This window comes from Stutzerimonas nosocomialis (assembly GCF_005876855.1).
Taxonomy (GTDB): domain Bacteria; phylum Pseudomonadota; class Gammaproteobacteria; order Pseudomonadales; family Pseudomonadaceae; genus Stutzerimonas; species Stutzerimonas nosocomialis.
Window position 1 is genome coordinate 92,233 of record NZ_QLAE01000004.1, and the last position, 20,810, is coordinate 113,042.

Consider the following 20,810-nt stretch of genomic DNA (forward strand, 5'->3'; position numbering starts at 1 on the left):
GGCCACAGCCAGCATCTGCCCCTTGAACACCTGACGAGGGGGATCCTCTTGCCAGTGTTGCGCCCCGGCTCAGCTGGCTCCGTGATCCGAAAACATCGGATCATTTAACAGCCAGCTGACTAACACCGGATGTAGAGGTCCATGCTTGTCGGCCAATAGGGAAAGCTCTTGCTTGGATCGCTCTTCCACTCGACCAGCCAACCAGACGGCTTCTGCTGTCGGGTAATGCCGAAGTAGATTATTTGCTTGGTACCGTACGTTTTCAGGAAGGCTCGTGTCCCTAGCCAGCTCCTGTAGGAAGTCCCGTGTTTGAACAACGCTACGGGTGCGCTCATGGGCCATCGTCATGGTATTGCTCCTGAAATGTCCGCGGGGAGAGGCGGCTTCTCGTCACTCAACATGAGTCGTCAGCCTCTCCGCCTCACTTTTCGATCACTGCATTGAGCGCGCCAGAGCCATCCCATATGGGGTAAGGGAGCCCTTTCACCTTCTTATCCTCGACGAGGAAGGCCAGGCTATAGCGCGCGCGGGTAATCGCGACGTATAGCTTGTTTCGCGACTCCTCCGTCTTATCCTTGTCGAACACTTTGGCATTTCCGCCAATGAACTTCAGATGTTTATCTGACGGGATCACAAGCACTCGATCAAAGCCTAAGCCTTTGCAGGAACCGAACGTATAACAGATAAGGTTACCCGGTAGGTATCCAGTGCCGGTGGTGGACGACCAGCGCAGTACTTGAGGCTGAAACGCTGCCAAGTAATCGCTCACCTGAGATTGTTTCACTATGAAGGTGCCATGGTGATGCGATATTTCGTCTGGCACTTTCTCGACACCTGTTACCGTCTTGTCATACAGCCCCAGGTGGATCGTGTCGGAGAGGTCGCAGATTTCTTGTATGCACCTGCGATTCTTCGGCATCGAATGCTTTTCGAACTTCATTTTCCCGACGAAGTAATCGACCTTCTGTTGAGGCGTCTGCGGAGCCTTATGGCCGAACGTCGTTGTGTAGATTGTCTGTCGAAAGTCGCCCACACAACAGATCGAGTCGACCATGACCTTGTTGAGTGATTTGATCACGTCGTAGTCCCAACCGACCAAATCCTGCACTTCATCAAAATAGACCCTTTGATAAATCTCCTTCAACCGCTTGGCAGGGGCATTTTTGGATAGTTTCGCAATGAGGGTCGCAAGCTTTGCCAAAAACCCGGAGTACGCCTTTGTTTTGCAGGGCGTCAGGTAATGCAGTGGATTGATCGTGCCATCTTCCGATTTTTCAGCTCTGCCTTCAATGTAGTAGGTTGTACCTGATATTAAGTGAGGGTTGTTCTCAGTGAACGAGATAGTCGTGATCCGATCTGGAAATACCTCGCTCTGATAGGGACGCACCATATCTTCCAGGTAAAAAGAGAACAGCCCCTTGACGACGAAGTGCTCACTGCTAGCACCGTACAACTCAACAAAACGAGAGCGCAACTCTGCCTGATTATTGGTTGTATAGGTGACTACAAGCACACGTCCACCAGCCTTGATGGTCTCAATGGCTTCAGTAATGATCTTGTGCGTTTTCCCTGATCCGGCGCCTGCGACCCAGAGTTCGTTAGGCAAAATCGAGCACCTCGTCTAGAAAGGCTGGGTACTTGAAGTCCAGTGCGCCATCGAACAGTTTGACCGCAGAGTCGACCTTGCGAGCGCCTTTACCGTTGCCCTTTACGCTCTTGAACCAACGGATCAAATTTTCCCTTCGATCCTCCAGAGAGACCTCTGCGTTGTAGATATTGAAGGTTTCCGTCGACAAGACTTCCTTTGCGAAAGCGTCAAGGGTTTTAATGTCAACTGCGTTGGCATAAATCATCGCTGGCTCAAGCGAAAATTCGGCGTCGTTCATCGACGAGTACAGCTTGATGTTAGGAAACGCAGCGTATTCCAGACGTCCTTGTACAACGTTACCGTTATAGTCGCCGTCATTATCCCTGAGCACATGGATCTTGGTGCCGATCTCTTTACCGACTTCGATGAACGTCTTGAAACCTACACCGCGTACCACGATGATATCTATCCCGTCCTGCTCAGGCAGTCGGTTGTGTTTTCGTTGGTAGATTTTCTTGAGCACCAGTTCGTCCGACGGCCCCTCGACCAGGATGACCTTGCCCGACAGTGCCACCCGCAAGGTGTCGTAGCCAGGAAGACGCTTGAGGGTCTTCACCACTTTAGCGTCTAGCGTGTGCAGCCTTTTGTACCCTGACTGCACAAGGCAAATTTTGTCGATACTCAGCTTGTTCAACACATACGAGCTGTGGGTGGTCAGGAACAGCTGCTTGTCTCCTCGCTGGGTTTCGATGTAGTGCACAAGCTTGTTCAGATTGGTGTGAGATAGATGATTTTCGGGCTCTTCCATCATCACCAGATCGATGTCGTGGGATTTGTTCTGAATGGCCAGTTTAATCTGCACATTGCTCTGTTCACCCTTGCCGATGAGGTGAAAAGGCACATCATCGACCTCAAGCTGTAGGCCGGTCTGGATGGAGCCCGCAGGTAACGTACTTGCTGCAATGGTGAGCTTGCTATCGGTGATAAGGTGACCCGCATCAAGGCTGGCATTGACCGTCCTGACCTCCCCGGAGTTGTTAAACACCTGCAGGTTTTCACGATAATTGAGGGTCAGCTTGACGAGCTCTTCCTTCGCCAATGCGGTGTTGAGAATGCTCGAAATGTACTGGTTCTTCCCCATGGTTGGGTGGATACGTGTGGGGTCGATGTACAGCGCCTTAAACTTCTTAGCGATCGGTTTTATCGGATTCCAACCGAAATCGAGCCATTCCACCTTATAGAATTCGATCGGAATGCTGGTGATGTTCGGCTTGGTCAGCAGGTGGCTCTCGTATACGGCCTCCAGCGACGGGTCGAAACAGGCTTGTACCAAGACGCCCTGGGCGTCAGCCTTGAGGCTGTTGTTCGAGCCTCGGTACTCAGGCACACCGTCAATGTAGGCTTCGATGATAAGGCTGGGCAGGTGCTTGGAGCTCAAGTCAGAGGCGAGAAACCGCGTGACGGCATCCTGATTGAAAAGATCAGGGGAGAACTCGCCGTTGAAGGGCCGTCCACGATGATTGTAATTGAGCACAATTTCTAACGCTTCCAAGATTGTGCTTTTACCAGCATTGTTGTCGCCGACGAAAATATTGACGTCGTCGTTGAATTCTAGAAGTTCGTCGCGAAATTTTTTGAAGTTGATCAGCTTGATGGCTTTAACGTGCACTCTAAATCCCTCTAGGCATCGCTTGATAATGGCGTATTACCATGGCAAATGAACCGTACCTTGGGTGGTGTGTGCTGTCCATATGGCTATCAGCTGAAGACGAACGTCTAGAGCAGTTTTGAATCACCTCGAGTGCCGTGGTCACATCTAATGCCTGCTTTTGGCCCAGAGTGTGTAAAAACGCTTCGTCAAAATTGAAGTGCGCGCGTCTACGTGAAATCTGAAATTTTTCGGCACCTCAGCAGATGTGGATTTCGCCCAGATGCGCGATTTCCAGTCCGGTTTTGAGTACCTGTCGCGCTCGAAAACGTTTTTACACAGCCTCGGCCGATTGCAGCCGGTGACGACAGGCACCTGTCGGCCAAAAGCTGCCTGTCGTTGAGTGCAATTTTTGACTCATGGCTGCCAGCAACGGCAGCAGTTAAAATGCTCAGAGACGATCACTCAACGAGCAATAGACCTAGTTTGTTCGACCGAGCTAGATTAGTAAAAGCTCTTTCACTTTTTGCTTGATTTCAGCAGGGCTTTCTTCAAATCCGTATTTACCGGCATTATCTTTAGAAGAGTTATATCCCAAGAAATAACCATTGTATTGAAAGTAGTTAGTGTCAATTTTTCGCCTGCTTGGCTTGCCTTTTTCCAGCATATCCAGAAGCGTTTTTAAGTGTGAGCGTGTTAGCCAGAATTTTAGAAGTAATCCGCTCCCTAGCACTTCAGTGCCGATCATTGGAGCTGCTTGAAAGCCCAAGGCCTAGCTCAGGGCTAGTCGTCTACACCAGTTCCGCTATGTATGCTGAAGGGGGCCCAACCACTCTACCTGACCAGCAACCTCAAGCGCTTCGGCGAATTCAACCTCAAGCTAAACCGGCCACCGGAGCCCTGGATCAAGGACTCGGTGTTCCAACAAGCTGCCGGCTCGCTGCGGGTGATCAGACCTAGCCAGCTAGATACCGAGAAAACGCCATGATCAACATTCCTCCCGCATCCTTCCGCCTTACACCGTACGGCGAAGTGGACGCCGTGGCGTTGGAAAACCTGCGCGACAGCTTCGACACCTCTCAACTGCTCCGGCTGGTTGATCGCTTGGACGTCTGCTTGGTGGAACTGGGTGGAATCACCTCCATTCGCGACGAGCTACTGAGATTGCATGCGATGGCTCTGACGATAGTTGAGGGCATCGCTCTTACGGTGCCTGCCGAGAGTGCTTGTATCTGGACAGAAGCCCAATCTCTACAGATGGATCTTGAGGCACTGGTTTCTTGGGCGCGCTCCGCTCAGCTCATCATTGCGCCGCTGATCAATCTTGCTCCACAGCACGAGGCATGAGCGCTCTCGCCGATTTCGACGAGGCTCAACTGTTTCTGACCATGGCTGGAATCGCCCGTAAGTAGATCAATTCACCAATCAGTTCTACGAGTGTCTGAGTAATCACAGCCGCCGCGGCCAGCGCGCGAATGGACTCCGGGAGCGCTAGGGCCAGGGGAAGCACTACAAGCGAGTTGCGAGTGCCTGAGCTAAAGGCCACTGCCCGTGCGGCAGAAGCCTCCAAGCCAAATAGCCGGGAGCTGAGTACGCCGAGGGCCGGAGCGAGTAGTAGAAACGCTCCGTATACCGGAAGCAACGGCGCCAGGATGTCGAGTTGGTACACGACAGCCGCGATCTGCGAACCCACCACCACGATTAGAACCAGGGCCATTGCAGGCACTGGCAGCCAGGCCCAACCTGCGCTCCATGCGCGAAGCAGCAGAGATCGGCGTCCGCCAAATTCGGTGAGCACAGCCGCTACCAAGGGTAGGACGATCAGTAACAGGAAGGCTTCTGCGAAGGGCCACAGCTCGATCACTGTGCCGGCTTCGGGGCCAAGGATTAGCCGCAAGTAGAGGGGCAGCAGCAGAAGCTGGAGCAACAGCAGCAATGGCGTCGCCGCGAGCACCAGACGAGAGTCCCCTTTGCCCAGGTGGGTGAAGACCACCACGTAATCGATACAAGGCGTCAGCAGGACAAGCAGCGCGCCGACCAACAAGGCCTTGTTCGATGAGAGCGGCCACGTCACCAGCCACACCATCAATGGCACCAATAGGAAGTTGGCCAGCAACAAGGCACCGACGAAGCGGCGGTTGGCAAAAGCTTCTCGCAGCTCCAAAAAAGGAATCTGCAGAAACATGGCATACATCAGCACGGCAATCGCCGGTGTGATGGCCATGGCCGTCAGTCCGGTGAATTGCGCAGAGCTCAGGCCTGCAATGGCAGCGGCCACCACCGCCGCGAAATAAAATGCTATCTGGTGTTCTTCCAGCCAGTCCCGCGACATCTGATATCTTCCCTTGTTGCGCAAGGGCGACATTCTCCCACTGGCATCGGATTTAACCCAGCGTTGAGGCTGGTTGCTTTTCGCTTTGCCGTTGGGCGAAGTCCGCAACGGTCCTAACAAGTCCTGCCGATAAGAGGATGCATGATGTTTCGAAATAACTGGATGGCGGGTCTGAGGCAAGTGCTCGCCATCGCCAGGAGTTAACCGCAATGAATCCTCAACCTTCAGGCATGCCCTGGAACCTGCTGCTGCTAACCTGGCTGGTCGCACTGGTATCGACCCTGTCCGCGCTGTTCATTGGTGAGGTGATGGGCCAGGCACCCTGCGTGTTGTGCTGGTTCCAGCGTGCCTTCATGTTTCCGCTGGCGGTGATCCTGGCCATCGCCTGCTACCGCTCGGATTTCACCGTCTGGCACTATGCCCTGCCGCTGACCGCTATCGGTGCGGCACTGGCATTTGTTCACACGCTGCTCTATGCAGGGCTGATTCCACAGCCGATCCAGCCCTGCACGGCCACTGGTCCATCCTGCTCAGGCGCCGGAATGACCCTCTTCGGCGTGGTGCCCCTGCCGGCACTCGCCTTGTTCGCTTTTATCCTTATCGCCATCCTGCTCATAATCATCCGTCGGAGAACCACCCCATGAATCGCCGTTCCGTGGTCCTGATCGTCAGTGTCGTGATCCTGGCCGTCTTTGCTGCCGCCGCATTCTTCTATTCCCCCTCGCAATCGCCTCAACAGGCCCAGGCTCCCGGTTCGACAGCCCAAGAGACCGCGACACAACCCAAACAGAACGGCGGCCAGTTGGTTCGCTTCCACTCACCAGTGTTCGGCCCGGCGCAAGCGCCAGTGACCATCGTCGAATTCTTTGACCCTTCCTGCGAGGCATGCCGCGCCTTCCACCCCTATGTGAAGCAGATCCTCGCCGAGAACCCGGAAGACGTGCGTTTGGTGCTGCGCTATGTACTGTTCCATCAAGGCTCCGAAGAGGTGGCGCGAATGCTGGAGGCGGCGCGTAAGCAAAATCTCCATGAACAAGTGTTGGGGGCTGTGCTGGAAGCCCAACCCGGTTGGCACGACGACCCCAAGGTAACGCAGGCATGGGCTGCTGCAGAGCGCGTCGGTTTGAACTTGGAACAGGCCCGCCAGGACATGCATACGCCTGGCGTCAACGCCGTGCTGGAAACGGACATGCAGGACGTTAAAGCCGTTGGGGTTCGTGGCACGCCGACTTTTTTTGTCAATGGTCGTGCGCTCAGCGAGTTTGGCCCGGAGCCGCTGCGCCAGTTGGTGAACAGCGAAGTGGCCAAGGCACGAGAATGACACTATGAGCGCGCTGGAAAACCGCGTGCCACCGCTGCTCGTGGCCGGCCTGATCGCTGTGCTGATGGGTTTGTCGGGAACCAAATTGCCGGGTTTCGAACTGGCATGGACCGCGCGCCTGACCTTCGCTTTGCCAATACTGCTCCTGGGGCTCGGCGTGTGCCTCGCCGGCGTCCTGTCGTTTCGCCGCGCGCGTACTACGGTTAATCCATTGCAGCCGCAGCAGGCTTCTGCATTAGTGGAGGCTGGCATCTACCGGTACAGCCGCAACCCCATGTACTTAGGCTTTGCCATTATCCTGGCGGCTTGGGCGCTGGTCTTGGCCTCGCCTCTAACCCTGCTTGGCGTAGTTGCTTTCGTGCTGTACATGAACCGTTTCCAGATCCCAGCCGAAGAGTGGGCGCTGGAAACATTGTTCGGCGAATCATTTGCCCGCTACCGTGCACGAGTCCGCCGCTGGCTCTGAGCGTCCGCGGCGGTAGCGACTGGCGGGGCTTGCTCGTCGCGGCAGCCTGCCGAAGGTGCCACGACCTAGCCTGATCTCCTCGTGACGAGCTGCTTTGGCCACATGCCGCTAGCATGTCTCTGGTCGAAGACATAGCGCCAACGAGTGATGTCGCAAGTTCACTCCGTTGATATCGAGATAACTGTCTAGCAACAGCGGTGAGCGCAAAGCAGGCTTATGCTTCGCTGCGATGACTGTCGGCCTGCCTGGTGTCGATACAAACACTGCCGTCTAGCTCCATTTCAAGTGTCGAGTGGCTGACTTTGAATCGCTCATGAAGTACACGTTTTAAATCAGTCTTCACTCGTTCAATTTCGGGCAGGCTAGCCTTCTTGATGACAACGTGAGCTTCCAATGCAGTTGAATGTTCGGCAATTTCCCAGACATGTACGTGGTGAACACTCACAACGTCGTCCACTTGCTCCATGACATTGATTATATCAGTGATGGAAACTCCTTCTGGTGCGCCCTCCATTAACAAGTGAATGGTTTTAGGTAGCATGCTAAAGCCCTGCCATAGCACGTAACCAGCAATCATCAGCGTCAGTACAGTATCTGTCCAATACCAGTCATACAGAAGGATTAATGTTCCGGCAATAATAACACCGACGGAGGCCAGCGCATCCGACACATTGTGCAAGAATGCCGCCTTTATATTCATGCTATTCTTAGACATTGTGTAGGTGAGCAAGGCCGTGACGACATCTACAATCAAGGCTATTCCCGCCACCACGACCACTGTCCATCCTTCAATGGGCTGTGGGGCAAAAAACCGACCTATAGCTTCGTAGATGAGGTAGAGACCAACGATAATCAGCGTGACCAAGTTAATCAAAGCCGCTATGGTTTCACTGCGTCGGTAGCCGAAGGTTTTAAAAGCATCTGGCGGTTTGCGACCGATTTTACGTGCGATGAGCGCAATAACCAGTGATGCGGCATCGCTCAAGTTATGTAGCGCGTCAGCTATGAGCGATAAACTGCCAGAAAGTATTCCTCCAACAACTTGTGCCAGAGTTAGCACAGTATTAACGCCAATGGCAGCGATTAAACGCTTATCGCCTATGGCTTCGGTGTTATGGTTATGTTCGTGAGCCATTGGTTTTTAACCGTCCTTAAATAACATAAGACAAGGATAGGGAGCCCAAAAAAGTAATAGATAATACTAGCACCAATACCATCTGGCCTTCCAAACCACACTGACAGAAATGCGACCACTCTCAAGCGAGTTCGTGCATTATCGTCTGAAACTTGCCGATAACTGGCCGATCCCTCTCAAACGTTAAACGACGTTGCTCGCTAATGATAGATGATGCGGCGTCAATCCGAAGATGACAAAATTGTAATCTTCCAATCATTCTTTTCGTAGGATAGGCCCTTGCAGATTGGTGCGCCTCGGTGCTGACATGACGAAGCAAGGCGCTCATGTCACCGCGCAATGGAAGCATTACATTTCAATAATGTAATGCTTGGCTCATGCTGCTGTTAACTTCAATCACGCAAAATTCATTCGAACCTGCAGGGCTCAGCGAGAAAGCTCAGCAAGCCACCTTTGAATTTAGCGAGGACTGCCCTATGAATCTGTTGAAAGCTATTGTTGTTGGTTTGGTAATCTGCGGCTCCGCATTGTCTTATGCAGAAGATGGTTACGACCGCTCAATTAAATTTAATGAAAAATTCCGAGCAGATCAAAAACTAATTCACGGAACCGAATCCGCCAAACGAAAAATAGACGAATTACAGATTAAGGATACCCGCCAAGATCAGAACAATACGGAAAGCAAGAAAGAAACCAAAGCTGACTAACCGCTTCATATCTGAACGATATTCGCCTCCTGCAGCTTCCAATCTCCTTTGGAAGCAGTTGCACTCTAAGCGCCCTTCGGGGCGCTTTTTTGTTTCCATAACTTGCCCGCAACATCGCTACCAGCGAATCGCCCGGAATTTATATAAGCCGTTTCGTTTAAGTCAGGCCGCCATTGCCTGATCTGTTGTTATTAGCCTTCGCAAGGATCATGTCCGAGTGAGCTGAACAGACGCTGTGGCGTACAGCGCACCCATGTCTGGGTCGCTATCTCAAAGGCCTCACGGTTCGCCCATGATTGACGGTGTCAGCTCGGCCTTGCACAGCCCGCTGATCGTTCCAGCCAGGGCTTTGTCGTAGCTATCGCCCTTTGCTGCCGACCGGGGCAGGTCAGTCGCTGTTTGCATAATCCTTCGTCAGCTCACCGTGGGTGAAAGCCATCAGGTCAAGGACGCGTATGTAGCGAAAGTCATACGCACTAAGCGCTGAGCAATTTTTTATTTACCGCTTAGATGCATCAGACTGCGCCACAAAGGCTGTGCTGTCCGCTGCGCCGCTAATGAAACTGCGCTCCGATAATTAACGCGCCCCGTTCTCGCTAGCTAGCAAGAACGGGGCGTTGTGTGCCGCCATCCAATCTCTAGCTTGTTCTGTCAGCGGCCAACGCGATTTCTTGCTCCTCCAATTCGTCTTCGCGTCGATGAGCCATCTGGTAGAGCAACGGCAAAACTAATAGCGTTAGCACCGTTGAGGAGAGAATCCCCCCGATCACCACCGTCGCAAGGGGACGTTGTACCTCTGCACCGGTACCCACATTCAAGGCCATTGGAACGAACCCGAGTGAAGCCACTAAGGCTGTCATCAATACCGGTCGTAGCCGGGTAAGGGCACCTTCGCGGATCGCAGTGTCCAGAGGTAAACCTTGCTCCCGTAGGCTACGGATGAAGGAGATCATTACCAGGCCATTTAGAACGGCGACGCCTGACAGAGCAATAAAGCCAACACCTGCTGAAATGGACAATGGGATATCTCTGAGCCACAGCGCAACAATGCCTCCGGTGAGCGCAAATGGAATCCCTGTAAAGACCAACAAACCGTCTTTGACATTGTTGAACATCATGAAAAGCAGAATGAAGACCAGGAGCAGCGCCACGGGGACGACAATCTGCAGCCGCTTCGTTGCCGATTCAAGCTGCTCAAAGGTACCGCCCCAGTCGATCCAATAACCTGCCGGGATATCTACCTGGGCCTGGATTTTCTGTTCTGCCTCAGATACGAATGATCCAATGTCACGACCACGGACGTTTGCACTGACGACAATTCGCCGTTTCCCTTCTTCTCTACTGATCTGATTCGGACCGGGGGCCAAATCCAGGGTGGCCACCTCGCCGAGGGGGATATAACTTATGGTGCTGTTTAATTCCCTTGGAAGGGCAATTGGAAGCCGCTCAATTGCGGCGAGATCGCTGCGTATCTCGTCCGGTAAACGAACCACGATATCGAAACGCCGATCTCCTTGAAACAAGGTGCCTGCCTCTCGGCCACCGATAGCTACTGCAACCGCTTGCTGGACGGTATCTAGACTCAGGCCGTATCGTGCGATCTGATCGCGATCGATATCAATCGTGAGCATGGGAAGGCCAGTCGTCTGCTCGACCGTAACCTCTGAAGCGCCTGGTACTTGTCCTAGCACCTCGGATACTTCCGCCGCCGTGCTGTTAAGAACGTCCATGTCATCACCATAGATTTTCACGGCTACCGCGGCACGAACTCCGGAAATCAGCTCGTTGAAACGCAGCTGAATCGGCTGGGAAAACTCGTAGTTATTGCCCGGCAACTCAGCGGCGGATGCTTGCACCTCGCTTAAGAGCTGATTACGCGACTTGCCTGGATCCGGCCACTGTTCTTGTGGCTTCAGCATGACGTACCCGTCAGAGATATTTGGAGGCATAGCATCCGATGCCACTTCCGCAGTGCCAGTTCGCGCAAATATGCGTTCAATCTCCGGAAACTCATCCATAAGCTTTCGCTCCAGCTGCTGCTGCATCTCTACAGACTGACTAAGACTGGTAGCTGGTACACGAAGGGCTTGGATAGCGAAGTCTCCCTCGTTGAGGCTAGGCACGAATTCACTGCCCATACGTGACCCTACGAGGCCAGAAAGTATGACTACAACTACCGCAAAGGTGAGCACTGCTGGCTTGTTGGCCATTACCGCATCGAGCGCAGGTGCGTAGGCCCGTTTAGCATTGCGGATTAGAAAGTTTTCCTTTTCCGTAACCCGCTTACCGATAAAGAGCGCAACGGCCGCCGGGACGAACGTCACCGAAAGGATTATCGCCCCGAATAGCGCTGTCACTACGGTAAACGCCATGGGCGTGAACATCTTACCTTCTACCCCTGTAAGGGCGAATATCGGCAGATACACGATCATAATGATCAGCTGCCCATACAATAGAGGCCGACGCACTTCCTTTGCCGCAGCGAATACTTCATGAAGCCGTTCGGACAGTGTTAATGCCCGTCCGTGATGGGACTGAGCGTGTGCAAGTCGACGCACGCAGTTCTCAACAATCACCACGGCTCCATCGATAATGATGCCGAAATCCAATGCGCCTAGGCTCATCAGGTTGGCGCTGACCTGATTGGCTACCATGCCGGTGAACGTGAAGAGCATAGAAAGCGGTATCACAAGCGCGGTTAGGATCGCCGCCCGGATATTGCCTAAGAAGAGAAAAAGTATAACCACAACAAGAATGGCACCCTCAGTGAGGTTCTTCTTAACGGTGGATATAGCTTTGTCTACGAGTACAGTTCGATCGTAGACAGTAATTGCCTTTACGCCTTCCGGAAGCGAAAGGTTTATCTCTTTCATCTTGTCGTCGACAGCCCTTGAAACTACTCGGCTATTTTCACCGATAAGCATGAAGGCCGTACCTAGTACCACTTCGCGGCCATTCTCGGTGGCTGCGCCAGTGCGGAGCTCCTTTCCAACCTCGACCGTCGCAACGTCGCGGATACGCACTGGGGTACCGTCAACGTTGCTAATAAGGGTATCGCGGATGTCCTCCACAGACTGCATTTGTCCTGGAGCGCGAACAAGATACTGCTCGCCGCGCTTTTCAATATATCCGGCACCTAGATTGTTATTGTTTTGCTCAACCGCCTCGATCAAATCTTGTAGTGTTAGTCCAAACGACCGCAAAGTGTCTGGGTTGGGGGCGATCTGATATTCCTTTGCATATCCTCCGATCGTATTGATCTCAGTAACACCAGGTACATTTCGGACTTGCGGTTTGATGATCCAATCTTGAATCTCACGCAAGTCAGCAGGGGTATACGGCGTACCGTCCGATTTGGTGGCACCTTCCTCAGCTTCAACCGTCCAAAAATAGATTTCGCCAAGCCCAGTGGAAATAGGGCCAAGTGTTGGAGTGACGCCATCTGGGAGCTGATCTTTGGCCCCTCCCAGGCGCTCGTTCACAAGTTGGCGGGCAAAATAGATGTCAGTGCCTTCCTCAAAAATAACTGTGATCTGAGAAAGTCCATATCGAGACAAGGATCGTGTCTGCTCGAGCTTGGGCAGCCCAGCCATTACCGTCTCGAGCGGGTAGGTAATACGCTGCTCCACTTCCAGCGGGGAATAACCTGGCGCCGCAGTGTTGATTTGCACCTGTACGTTGGTGATATCCGGGACAGCATCGATAGGCAGCTTTTGGTAGCTGTAAGCTCCTAACGCTGCCATGCCAAGCACGGCTAGCATAACCAACCAGCGATGCTCGATAGAAAAACGAATGATACGTTCGAACACGATTCTATAACTCCGTATCAGTGAGCATGCGAGGCGCTGGCTTTGCCAAGCTCGGACTTGATGATGAAGCTGTTATCCAAGGCATAGCGCGCTCCGGGCTGGAGGCCTTCCTTGATTTCGACCGCGTCACTATCGCTGCGGCCACTCACGATTGGCTGAGCAGCAAAGCCATGGTCGGTCCGTACAAACACCACCGGCTTTTCTTCCAATGTGTGGATCGCATCAGGACTTACTGCGACTGGCACGGATGCTTCGCCAGCGCCTACCTGCACTTTGACGAACAGGCCGGGGCGCCAAACCCCTTCAGGGTTGGGAAGTGTGACCCGGGCGGTAGCGGCGCGGCTTTGCTGACCAACAAGTGAGCCGACATAAGAAACGGTTCCATTGGCACTGGACTCGAATGCTGTGGCCTCGATAACGGCATTGCTGCCTACTCGTACCGCGCTGAGTGCATTGGCAGGAACGCTGATATCTGCCCACACGGTGGAGAGATCGGAAATGATGAATATCTGGTCATCGGTATTGACTGACTCACCGAGCGTGATGTCCTTCTCAACGATCATCCCATCGAACGGCGCCCTGAGTTCGTAGCGGCTCAATGCGTCTGGCTTGCCAGCATCACTGCCAAGCGCTTGTAGCTGTGCGTTTGCATTCGCAACAGTCAGCTCTGCTTCCCGTAAAGCCTGTTGTGCCTGTAAATAATCCTGTTCCGCAGAAATACGCTCTTCCCATAGCTCCTTTTCGCGTCGATAGGTTTTTTGAGCCAATGCAAGACGTTTTTGCGCCGCGTAGAACTCGCTTCTACGTTCCGACAGGTCTGTACTCGCGATCACAGCAAGTACTTGCCCCTGTTTCACCTGTTCGCCCAAATCGACTTTGACCGCTTCAACGACACCTGAGAGACGAGGCACAACTTGCGCTGTGCGGTCTTGGTTGAATGTAATTTCGCCAGGCAGCTCAATTGCGCTTTTTATCTTTGCGGGCTGAGCAGTTGCCAGTGAGATGCCGGCGGCTAGGATTTGTGTCTCTGAGAGTTCTACCTCTGCTGTTTCAGTATGCTCCGCTCCCTCGGGCTCATCTTCATGCTCATCTTTCTCTGCCGCACCGACCTCGTGATCGCTATCGGCGCCTCCTTCATCATGGCCATGATCTCCTTCGGCTTCTGCATCCTCATCCGAATGCCCTTCATCCTCATGCTCCGATTCGTCACCATGCTCGCTATGTGCGTCGCCCGCATCGGGCACAGCTGGACTACTGCGAAGAAGCAATCCGCCAAGCATAAGTGCCACGCTTAATATGACGACGATCCAAAAAATCTGCTTCTTGTGACCAGCCAAGGAAGATGTATTCGATTTACTTTTCATATGGATTCCTATGGCTGAGTGGCCGAGGTGATAACGGCCGACCCATCTCCGACAATTCGCGAGATTTCTGCCGCCGCCTGGTTAGCTTGTGATAGCGCAGACAGGTACTGAGATCGGGCTTGGAAAAGCGTGCGTTGAGCATCCAGTACGTCAAGGAACGTGAATTTTCCAAGTTCGAACCCCTTGCTGGCAGCTTCATAAGCGCTTTGGGCACTGGGGAGCATATCGTTGCGCAACAGTTCAAACTGCTGGCGAGCAGTGCGCAGCCGCATGTGCGCTTGGGAAAGTTCGCTTTTCAGGCGTATATGGACGGCGTTGAGCTCGTCCTGCGCCTGGTAGGCCCGTTCCTGCGCTGCTCCGATGTTGCCTTGGTTTCGATCAAACAACGGCAGGGGCATCGAGATACTCACCAATCCCAGCGTGCCGTTATATTCATCTGAGCGTTGGGCACCTACGCTAACCGTCACGTTAGAAAAGCGATTCGTCCTTTCCAGCTTTAACGCAGCCCGACGTCTTTCAGCCTCCCGACGCGCGCGGGTTAGTTGGGCGGAATCGTTCAAACGGCTATAAAGCTCAGCTAGCTCGGGAAGAGGAGGCACTGCCTCTGCCGGCTCTTTTACTCGCTCAAAGCGTGGCTGTGGATTTCCCCAGTTGGCCGCCAGCCGAGTGCGCGCAGCTTCGAGTTCAGCTGTGGCCTGGGCAAGCTCTACTTGCACTCCAGTAGCCGCAACCCGCGCCCGGGTTTCCTCTACGGGAGAAACCATGCCGGCCCTCACACGTCGATTGGCCACGTTCACTGCTTGCTTCGCAAGCTTTGAAGCAGCCTGAGCGAGGTCCAGCCGTTCTTGAGCAGTAAGCACATCGTAGTACGCGCCCATCACTGCCCCCCTCAGTCGAGCTTGGGCGTCCTGTAGGTCAGCAGCTGCTACGTCCAAGGCTCGTTGCGCCGCCTCAATACGAGCCGAACGTTTACCACCCAGCTCTATTTCTTGGCTCAGTTCAAGCGTGGTCTCCGGGGCATCGCCCCGGATTCCCTCCTGGCTAGCGGACAATATTGGATTCGGACGTGCTCCGGCTTGGCTAATTAATGCGCGAGAAGCAGCCAGCTCACGTCTTGCAACAGCCAGTTCAGGGCTTGCAGAGCTAGCGAGTTCCAAGGCGCGTAGAAAGCTTATGGATTCGACAGACTCAACGGGGAATGTATTTGACACACCGACAGGTAAGGTCTGTGTGAAGGTCGGCAACTCTAAGGGTTGCGCAAAGGCGAGATTGCACGACAACGTCGTCAACCCCAGCGAGAAAAGAGCTTTTCGCACCGAAATCTCCTAAAAAAAGGGAAGGTTCGGTGAGACGTCAGATACAGATAAATGGCGCTTACTGGTTACTTTGGCGTCCCACCGGTTTTGCACCGATGCGCCAATTAGGTTTCTCAGGACGCCCCGCTTCAGCCGATGCGTAGCTAGCAGAAGGAAACGGTTTCAAGCTCATTGATAATACCGAACCAGGACAGATCCCTTTCGTTATAAGCGGCTTGATATGGTCGCCATGAAAGACACAGTCTCCATCCAGACTGATTTTTTTTGCGGCTTTTGACGATCCTTCCTCGTCAGTACCCAGAGACTCGTGCGGATGTTCGTGATGTCCAAGATGATTTGCTGCCGAACCATCCTCATGACTGCAGCTCGTGCTAACAACTGCCCATGATGATTGCAATGGGAACAAGGCTAGCAACATCAGCAAAACTATTTTTCTCATCCAAGGCAAAACGATGACTTCCTGGTTTAGATGTCGAATCCAATCATAAGAACTACCCCCGCCAAGACGCGAAACACATGCGCCTCTACTGCGATAGTGATTCGCCCTGAATTTAGTAGACAAATACACGAAAGCGTTTTTATCAGCCTTGCCAAGCCGGCGAGATAGCTGATGGCTATGGGGTGGTGACTTTAAATAAGTGTGGATAACGACCTGGTGACCGCAACATTACAAATCTGTAATCGAAGGAGTGCGCGATTGGGCTTCCTCAGATTACAAAATAGTCATTTGCCGCTAATCCTGCCGTCATCTCTAGGGGAAGAACATGGCCAAGCGCTAAAAACAAAAAGGCGAAAGGCGTCATTCGAGCACTGACCTGCCGTACATAAGGAGCATCATCATGAGCAAAAAGGCCGTTTTTTCGCTGACAGCCCTTTCACTGGCATTGGGCAGCGCCCCGGTCTTTGCCCAATCGGAAACAGCCGAGGGCTTCATCGAAGGCAGCACGCTATCGCTGATAAATCGCAACTTCTATTTCAATCGGGATTTTCGCGACGGTGAGAGTGCCGCCGGCAATGGCTACTCCGAGGAATGGGCCCACGGATTGATGGCCTTCTTCGAGTCCGGATATACCCAAGGCTCGGTAGGGATTGGCTTCGACGCTTTCGCCATGCTCGGCCTCAAGCTCGACTCCGGTTCGGGGCGCTCCGGTGTGGGCGGCAGCATCGACCTGCTTCCCCACGACAGCGCTGGCGATCCTGAGGATGACTTCACACGGGTGGGGGGCGCGGTGAAAGCACGCTTGCTGGACACCGAGATCAAGGCCGGCGATGTATTTCCCACTACACCTGTCGTGCACTTCGGCGACTCTCGGCTGCTGCCGGAGTCTTTCAAGGGTGTCACCGTTGTGAACAACTCGCTGGACGACCTCACCCTTCAGGGAGGCCGCTTGCACGCGATGAGCCAGCCCAACACCAGTAACATGAACGAAGACTTCGTCACCTTCTACGGCGGGGGCGTAGACGCGCCTTGGCTCGGCTACGCAGGCGGTGACTACAGCGTGAATGAAAATATCAGTCTTAGCCTGTACACCAGCCGCCTCAAAGATGCCTGGAACCAGCATTACTTCGGTGCGTCGGCCACCTATCCGCTCTCCGATATCGTCGCGCTGCTGGCCAGCTTCAACTATTACAAGGCAACCGACGAAGGCCGTGAGTTGCTGGGCGAGTTCAACAACAACATCTGGAGCTCCAGCCTGGGTGTCGCCTTCGGCGCGCACACCGTCACGGCGTCGTATCAGCGAAACAACGGTAACAACGACTTTGACTACTTGCGCCAGGCGGACTCGATCTACCTGAACAACTCCATTCAGTACAGTGATTTCAACTCACCTAAAGAGCAGTCCTGGATGCTGCGCTACGACCTGAACATGGCGGAGTACGGCATACCCGGGCTTACTTTCATGACCCGCTACGCCCGCGGTTGGGGCGCCGATTACAGCAACGCGAACGAGGTGTACATGCGCCAAGACGATAACGGTGCGCCGCTGACGGGACAGAACCGCTGGGAACGCGACGTCGAAGCCCGCTACGTTGTACAGACTGGCTCTCTCAAGGATTTGTCTCTGCGGGTGCGCCAGGCTACCACGCGGGCGACTGCTTTCGAGTCCGACCTCGATGAGGTCCGATTCATCGCCGAGTACCCTCTCTCGATCTTGTGAAACACCATGAGCAACACCACATCTTCTTTAGTTTTGCTCCCTTGGTTTGAAGATGTGTTTCAGGCGCCCATCAGGGCGCCTTTTTTCGTTTGGTGCACCCGCTCGCGCTGCGGGTCAACCAAATGACCGGTAGATTACAAATTCGCAAGATAGCCCTCACAGGGCTTTTACCGCGTTAAAGTGCTTCCCGCTTCCCTGGGCAGATCTTTTCGCCTCTGCCTTTCACGCTAGAGCCAAGCCGCTTTCGTCTTGACCTAGTTACTACATGGATTTTTTTGGTTCCGCTTACCGCGCACCTCCTTGCCGAGTTACCTCAAAACATGCGCATCCTGGTTGTCGAAGACGAGATCAAAGCTGCGGAATACTTGCAGCAGGGTCTTATCGAATGTGGTTACTTGGTCGATTGCGTAAGTGATGGCCTCGATGGGTTTCACCTGGCACTGCAGAACGACTATGACATCGTGCTGCTAGATGTGAATCTGCCAACCATGGATGGGTGGGAGGTTCTCGAACTCATCAGGCGGCGTAAGCAGACACGCGTCATCATGCTGACTGCCAATGGCCGCTTAGAGCAAAAAGTCCGCGGCTTGGAATCGGGCGCCGACGACTATCTGGTCAAGCCGTTCCAGTTCCCCGAGCTGCTTGCCCGTATCCGGACACTGTTGCGGCGAGGCGAGGCAGTCACACTTCCGAGCAACCTGCGTGTAGCCGACCTCGAACTGGACCCGGCCCGGCATAGGGCTTACCGGAGCGGTCAGCGTATCGACCTCACCAGCAAAGAATTTGCGTTATTGCATCTGCTCATGCGCCGGACTGGCGAAGTCCTCACGCGTACGGAAATAACTGCCATGGTGTGGGACATCAATTTCGACTGCGATACCAATGTGGTGGATGTTGCGATTCGTCGCCTGCGGATGAAAGTGGACGAACCCTTCGGCGATCGCCTGATACACACCATCCGGGGTGTGGGCTACGTGCTGGAGGCGCGGCCTTGAAGCCACTCAGCCTCGCATCGCGTCTCGCGCTTCAAATCACACTGACCGGCGCCGCTTTGGTCGCGCTGCTGATTGCACTGAGCTACTGGGTACTGGTGCGCCAACTGGAACTGCGCGCCCAGGAGGAAGTGACGGCCAAGCTCTCTCAGATCGATCATGGACTCCTCGAAGACACCAAAGCCCGTATGGGCCGCTCCTGGCAACACGCATTGAGCGATACCGTACTCGGCCATGACAACCTTTCGATTACGGTCATCGGCGATACAGCGAAATCACCCATTTTCAGTATCGGCCGATTCGCCAATGCGCCGCAGCAGCTGGATCTCGTGAGCAGGGACGGCGACTATCTTGGCTGGACAACGAAAGATGGCGTGCAGATGCTAACCGGGCGCAAGCAAATCCAAGTCCCGGGACTGGCTCCAATGACGCTTTTACTTTCGCAAGATCGCAGTGCCGATCAACGGCTGGTGGCTGCATTCCTGCGCTCGGCCTTAGTGACCGTGCCGATGCTACTGATATTGATCGGATTGGCTGGATGGCTAATCGCCCAAAATGGCTTGCGGCCGCTTCGCAAGTTCCGGGCCTTGGCGACTAAGGTATCTACACAGGATCTATCACCTCGAATCCGCACCGATCGGCTTCCGCAAGAGCTCCAGGCATTGGCGCACAGCCTCAACGTAATGCTTCATCGACTCGATGACGGCGTTCAGCAACTGTCACAATTCTCGGACGATGTGGCTCATGAGTTAAAAACTCCGCTGAACAACCTGATAGGCAAGGCGCAGGTGACTTTGGTGCGTGAGCGAAGCAAGGAGCATTATCGGGAGGTGATCGAGTCGTCGGTTGAAGAACTCGAACGCATGGATCGAATCGTGTCAGACATGCTGTTTCTCGCCCAGGCCAGCCACGCCAGCCCAGCACTGAAGCTCGAACAATTATCTTTAGGAAGCGAGGCGAGGCGCGTATGTGAATACTTCGAAGTCCTTGCCGAAGAAGCGGGAGTCGCTACGACAGTAACGGGCGATGCCATGATTTTGGGAAATCGACTTATGGTCCAGCGGGCCATTTCCAACCTGCTATCCAACGCGCTGCGGCATTCAAATACTGGCAGTACGGTCGAACTTAAGATCCTTGAGGAGGACGTAGACATCGTCTCGCTGGCTGTCACCAATCATGGCGCGACTATCGAATCGGATCATCTCCCACATCTGTTCGACCGCTTTTACCGCGTTAACGGCATACAACCTCGCGGGGCAGGATTGGGGCTAGCGATTGTCCGCTCAGTGATGAACCTCCACAAAGGCCACGTGGCCGTCGCCAGCAAAGACGGTCGGACCACGTTTGAACTCACGTTTCCTCGGCAGGCCTGACTCAAAGTGATACCGCACGGAGACAGCCATCACTACGAAGGGGCAAAAACCACAGGGACAAACAACCATTTCGAGGGCATGCGCGTTGGCCGGGTAACCAGGCCCGCAAGCCCCAACGCCGTTCATTTAATGCATGCGTCCTCGCTAATTCCGGCGAGAATGCCGCAAGCCTCAACTTCCCGCCCATCGTTGCAATTAGCCCGCAGTGAAACGAGTTGTCGTTCGAGTGATTGCAGAGCGGTTATCTGGGATCTGACTTGAGAAATGTGATCATCGAGTAAGGCATTGACGGCCGTACAAGGCTGGCGAGGGTCATCCTGGTAGCTTTGGAGTGCGTGAATCTCTGGAAGTGACAGATTCAAGATTCGGCAGCGCCGGATGAAAGCTAGCCGCTCGCCATGCTTCTCGGTGTAGACACGATAGCCGTTCGCCTGGCGATCAGGCGGTGGCAACAAGCCCTGCTGCTCATAGAAGCGGATCGTCTGTGTATCAATCCCTATTAGCCTTGCTAACTGACCAATGCGCATCGTGTGAATCCTCATCGGCTCTGCGTTATTGACCTTATAGTAGCTATAAGGCTTTTAATGATCCCATCTTCGA

General features: G+C 53.9%; 18 protein-coding genes. 8 read left to right on the forward strand and 10 right to left on the reverse strand.

Translation table 11 applies throughout. The features are described 5' to 3' along the window. Positions 1–69: 69 nt before the first annotated feature. The 4 genes from DN824_RS03535 to DN824_RS03550 form a co-directional block, all read right to left on the reverse strand. On the reverse strand, positions 70–348 hold the full coding sequence (locus DN824_RS03535; RefSeq protein ID WP_015275580.1) for a BPSL0761 family protein: 279 nt from the start codon (positions 346–348) through the stop codon (positions 70–72). A gap of 73 nt (positions 349–421) precedes the next feature. Beyond that, entirely contained in the window at positions 422–1,606 is a 1,185-nt protein-coding gene (locus DN824_RS03540) for a UvrD-helicase domain-containing protein (RefSeq protein WP_003292679.1), read from the reverse strand. Beyond that, entirely contained in the window at positions 1,599–3,257 is a 1,659-nt protein-coding gene (locus tag DN824_RS03545; RefSeq protein WP_015275579.1) for an ATP-dependent nuclease, read from the reverse strand. The genes DN824_RS03540 and DN824_RS03545 overlap by 8 nt, the downstream gene beginning before the upstream one ends. A gap of 478 nt (positions 3,258–3,735) precedes the next feature. Then, a complete protein-coding gene (locus tag DN824_RS03550; RefSeq protein ID WP_101153433.1) occupies positions 3,736–3,984 on the reverse strand; it encodes a hypothetical protein in 249 nt (82 codons plus the stop codon). Positions 3,985–4,220: 236 nt separating this feature from the next. On the opposite strand from DN824_RS03550, the gene tnpC reads away from it, so the two are divergent. Beyond that, on the forward strand, positions 4,221–4,583 hold the full coding sequence (tnpC, locus tag DN824_RS03555; protein ID WP_003292676.1) for a Tn3 family transposase post-transcriptional regulator TnpC: 363 nt from the start codon (positions 4,221–4,223) through the stop codon (positions 4,581–4,583). A gap of 25 nt (positions 4,584–4,608) precedes the next feature. On the opposite strand, the gene DN824_RS03560 is transcribed toward tnpC, so the two are convergent. Beyond that, positions 4,609–5,568 carry an arsenic resistance protein gene (locus tag DN824_RS03560; RefSeq protein WP_003292675.1) on the reverse strand — a complete coding sequence of 320 codons (960 nt, stop codon included), beginning with the start codon at positions 5,566–5,568 and terminating at the stop codon, positions 4,609–4,611. 209 nt (positions 5,569–5,777) lie between these two features. On the opposite strand from DN824_RS03560, the gene DN824_RS03565 reads away from it, so the two are divergent. Genes DN824_RS03565 through DN824_RS03575 form a run of 3 tightly spaced genes read left to right on the forward strand, consistent with a single transcriptional unit; the run spans position 5,778 to position 7,355 of the window. Beyond that, positions 5,778–6,212: a disulfide bond formation protein B gene (locus DN824_RS03565; RefSeq protein WP_003292674.1), complete on the forward strand. Its 435-nt coding sequence runs from the start codon at positions 5,778–5,780 to the stop codon at positions 6,210–6,212. Next, on the forward strand, positions 6,209–6,889 hold the full coding sequence (locus tag DN824_RS03570; protein ID WP_008569955.1) for a DsbA family protein: 681 nt from the start codon (positions 6,209–6,211) through the stop codon (positions 6,887–6,889). The genes DN824_RS03565 and DN824_RS03570 overlap by 4 nt, the downstream gene beginning before the upstream one ends. Before the next feature lie 4 nt (positions 6,890–6,893). Next, positions 6,894–7,355, forward strand: coding sequence for a methyltransferase family protein (locus DN824_RS03575; RefSeq protein WP_003292672.1), 462 nt, complete (start codon positions 6,894–6,896; stop codon positions 7,353–7,355). Positions 7,356–7,569: 214 nt separating this feature from the next. Here the strand turns inward: DN824_RS03575 and DN824_RS03580 are convergent, their stop codons facing one another. Then, the gene (locus DN824_RS03580; protein WP_008569956.1) at positions 7,570–8,490 is read right to left on the reverse strand and encodes a cation diffusion facilitator family transporter; all 921 of its coding nucleotides are present in this window, start codon (positions 8,488–8,490) and stop codon (positions 7,570–7,572) included. Between the two features lie 377 nt (positions 8,491–8,867). On the opposite strand from DN824_RS03580, the gene DN824_RS03585 reads away from it, so the two are divergent. Continuing rightward, positions 8,868–9,197, forward strand: a complete 330-nt coding sequence (locus tag DN824_RS03585) for a hypothetical protein (protein WP_241666545.1) — start codon at positions 8,868–8,870, stop codon at positions 9,195–9,197. A 638-nt stretch (positions 9,198–9,835) separates the two neighbouring features. On the opposite strand, the gene DN824_RS03595 is transcribed toward DN824_RS03585, so the two are convergent. Genes DN824_RS03595 through DN824_RS03605 form a run of 3 tightly spaced genes read right to left on the reverse strand, consistent with a single transcriptional unit; the run spans position 9,836 to position 15,686 of the window. Then, positions 9,836–13,006: a CusA/CzcA family heavy metal efflux RND transporter gene (locus DN824_RS03595; RefSeq protein WP_015275576.1), complete on the reverse strand. Its 3,171-nt coding sequence runs from the start codon at positions 13,004–13,006 to the stop codon at positions 9,836–9,838. Positions 13,007–13,023: 17 nt separating this feature from the next. Beyond that, positions 13,024–14,370 (reverse strand): efflux RND transporter periplasmic adaptor subunit, encoded by a 1,347-nt coding sequence (locus DN824_RS03600; RefSeq protein ID WP_015275575.1) that lies wholly within the window; start codon positions 14,368–14,370, stop codon positions 13,024–13,026. Positions 14,371–14,378: 8 nt separating this feature from the next. Continuing rightward, positions 14,379–15,686, reverse strand: coding sequence for a TolC family protein (locus DN824_RS03605; RefSeq protein WP_008569960.1), 1,308 nt, complete (start codon positions 15,684–15,686; stop codon positions 14,379–14,381). 839 nt (positions 15,687–16,525) lie between these two features. Here DN824_RS03605 and DN824_RS03610 point away from each other — a divergent pair. From DN824_RS03610 to DN824_RS03620, 3 genes are all read left to right on the forward strand, one after another. Then, positions 16,526–17,845, forward strand: a complete 1,320-nt coding sequence (locus tag DN824_RS03610) for an OprD family porin (RefSeq protein WP_014822255.1) — start codon at positions 16,526–16,528, stop codon at positions 17,843–17,845. 320 nt (positions 17,846–18,165) lie between these two features. After that, complete coding sequence (locus DN824_RS03615) at positions 18,166–18,840, forward strand: heavy metal response regulator transcription factor (RefSeq protein WP_008569962.1); 675 nt, start codon at positions 18,166–18,168, stop codon at positions 18,838–18,840. Beyond that, entirely contained in the window at positions 18,837–20,210 is a 1,374-nt protein-coding gene (locus DN824_RS03620; protein WP_003292663.1) for a heavy metal sensor histidine kinase, read from the forward strand. The genes DN824_RS03615 and DN824_RS03620 overlap by 4 nt, the downstream gene beginning before the upstream one ends. 122 nt (positions 20,211–20,332) lie before the next feature. Here DN824_RS03620 and cadR read toward each other — a convergent pair whose 3' ends face one another. Further along, on the reverse strand, positions 20,333–20,737 hold the full coding sequence (cadR, locus tag DN824_RS03625) for a Cd(II)/Pb(II)-responsive transcriptional regulator (protein ID WP_003292662.1): 405 nt from the start codon (positions 20,735–20,737) through the stop codon (positions 20,333–20,335). Positions 20,738–20,810 lie beyond the last annotated feature (73 nt).

What these genes read in the sequence shown, in the direction of transcription:
- tnpC (WP_003292676.1), top strand. Translation starts at nt 4,221, where the DNA reads ATGATCAACATTCCTCCCGCATCCTTCCGCCTTACACCGTACGGCGAA.
- DN824_RS03585 (WP_241666545.1), top strand. Translation starts at nt 8,868, where the DNA reads ATGCTGCTGTTAACTTCAATCACGCAAAATTCATTCGAACCTGCAGGG.
- cadR (WP_003292662.1), bottom strand. Translation starts at nt 20,737, where the DNA reads ATGCGCATTGGTCAGTTAGCAAGGCTAATAGGGATTGATACACAGACG.
- DN824_RS03565 (WP_003292674.1), top strand. Translation starts at nt 5,778, where the DNA reads ATGAATCCTCAACCTTCAGGCATGCCCTGGAACCTGCTGCTGCTAACC.
- DN824_RS03535 (WP_015275580.1), bottom strand. Translation starts at nt 348, where the DNA reads ATGACGATGGCCCATGAGCGCACCCGTAGCGTTGTTCAAACACGGGAC.
- DN824_RS03560 (WP_003292675.1), bottom strand. Translation starts at nt 5,568, where the DNA reads ATGTCGCGGGACTGGCTGGAAGAACACCAGATAGCATTTTATTTCGCG.
- DN824_RS03610 (WP_014822255.1), top strand. Translation starts at nt 16,526, where the DNA reads ATGAGCAAAAAGGCCGTTTTTTCGCTGACAGCCCTTTCACTGGCATTG.
- DN824_RS03615 (WP_008569962.1), top strand. Translation starts at nt 18,166, where the DNA reads ATGCGCATCCTGGTTGTCGAAGACGAGATCAAAGCTGCGGAATACTTG.
- DN824_RS03600 (WP_015275575.1), bottom strand. Translation starts at nt 14,370, where the DNA reads ATGAAAAGTAAATCGAATACATCTTCCTTGGCTGGTCACAAGAAGCAG.
- DN824_RS03570 (WP_008569955.1), top strand. Translation starts at nt 6,209, where the DNA reads ATGAATCGCCGTTCCGTGGTCCTGATCGTCAGTGTCGTGATCCTGGCC.
- DN824_RS03575 (WP_003292672.1), top strand. Translation starts at nt 6,894, where the DNA reads ATGAGCGCGCTGGAAAACCGCGTGCCACCGCTGCTCGTGGCCGGCCTG.
- DN824_RS03580 (WP_008569956.1), bottom strand. Translation starts at nt 8,490, where the DNA reads ATGGCTCACGAACATAACCATAACACCGAAGCCATAGGCGATAAGCGT.
- DN824_RS03550 (WP_101153433.1), bottom strand. Translation starts at nt 3,984, where the DNA reads ATGATCGGCACTGAAGTGCTAGGGAGCGGATTACTTCTAAAATTCTGG.